Genomic DNA, 1,724 nt, shown 5'->3' with positions numbered 1-1,724 from the left:
GTTGCGAAAAATATATAAGGTTTAAAATGTATAAAAACAGAAAATTAATAATATATTGACCTCTTAATAGAAAGTGCTATAGAATGAAAGCGATAACAAACGATTGCTTTAAAATGATTTCCTTGATCTTTTAGTATTTACAAATATATGAAGGCAAAAACAAATCTATTTTTTTAAGCATTAATGCAAACGTTTTCGTATTAAAAGATCATTGAAATACATACGTGAAAATAGTCAATATGGGGGTGAAGTAAAAGAGATTTCTACATTAATTTAAGCAGTGTAATTTAGTACGAGCATAATAAATCGCTCGTACTATTTAAAGAAAGGGTGTATGTGGTGCAAATGACAAAAAGATTAATTAACAAATCATTTTTATTTCTTACCATAATCTTTATGTTATCATCTGTTTTCTCTTTTCAGAGTGTGAAGGCAGTTTCAAATTCGAAAACAACTGAAGTTATCATTCATTACAAAGAGAAATCTGGAAATACAAAAGACTGGAATCTTTGGGTATGGGGAGAAAATGCAAACGGTAAATCTTATGAATTTACTGGTGAAGATGAATTTGGAAAATACGCTAAGATAAAAATAGATGGTGACTATAATCGTGTAGGATTTATAGTTCGTACCAATGAATGGGAAAAAGATGGAGGTGATCACTGGGTTGAAAATATAAGGGATGGTCGTGCTGAAGTATGGATCCTTTCGGGTGATGAAAAAGTATATGATTCTAAGCCTTCTTCGGATCTCTCTATTCAAAAAGCTACTATTGATAGTTTTAATGAAATCACTATAAATACTAATATTCCGTTTAATATTAAGGAACAGAAAATTGAAATTGAAGGCGTTAAAATTAAGGGAATTAGTCCTTATGATACAAATAGTGGAGATATTACTAATAAGATTAAAATAATTACGGAACAGAAAATTGATTTAAAACAAACATACAAAGTTAAAATAGCAAACTTAGCTGATGCGAATATTGAAATCGGTAAAGTCATTCGTAGCGAGGAATTTGATAATTTATTTTATTATGGTGGTAATGATTTAGGGAATATATATACTCCGCAACATACAAAGTTCCGTTTATGGGCTCCTACTGCGAGTGAAGCGAAGTTAGTTACATATAAAAAATGGAGCGATAAAATAGGTACTGAAATAAACATGCAACAAGGTGAAAAGGGAACTTGGAAAGCAGAACTTAAAGGGAACCAAAAAGGTCTCTTTTATACGTATAAGGTGAAAATTGGGGATAAGTGGACTGAAGCGGTTGATCCGTATGTGCGTGCTGCTTCTGTAAATGGAGATAAAGGTGCAGTTGTTGATTTAGAAGAAACAAATCCGAAAAAATGGAAAGCAAACAAAAAACCAAAATTTAAAAATCCGGAAGATGCTATTATTTATGAATTGCATGTACGCGATCTTTCCATCCAACCTGAAAGTGGTATTAAGCAAAAAGGAAAATATTTAGGGGTAACAGAAAAAGGAACAAAAGGTCCTGAAGGTGTTAAAACAGGACTTGATCATATGAAAGATCTTGGTGTTACTCACGTTCAGTTTTTACCGCTATTTGATTATGCCTCGGTAAATGAAGAAACTTTAAATGAACCACAATATAACTGGGGATATGACCCGAAAAATTTCAACGTCCCAGAAGGCTCCTATTCTACAAATCCTTATGAGCCGACTGTTCGAATAACTGAATTAAAGCAAATGATTCA

1 protein-coding gene is annotated in these 1,724 nt (G+C 32.0%); it reads left to right on the top strand.

What is annotated here, in order from left to right:
- Positions 1-339: 339 nt before the first annotated feature.
- A partial coding sequence (locus V7038_RS29440; protein WP_335696092.1) for a type I pullulanase occupies positions 340-1,724 on the top strand: 1,385 nt, incomplete at its 3' end.

The sequence above is a fragment of the Bacillus sp. JJ783 genome (assembly GCF_036963225.1).
Taxonomy (GTDB): Bacteria; Bacillota; Bacilli; order Bacillales; family Bacillaceae_G; genus Bacillus_A; species Bacillus_A cereus_U.
Note: the sequence above shows the minus strand (reverse complement) of the source record. Positions and strands in the feature narration are given on the sequence as shown.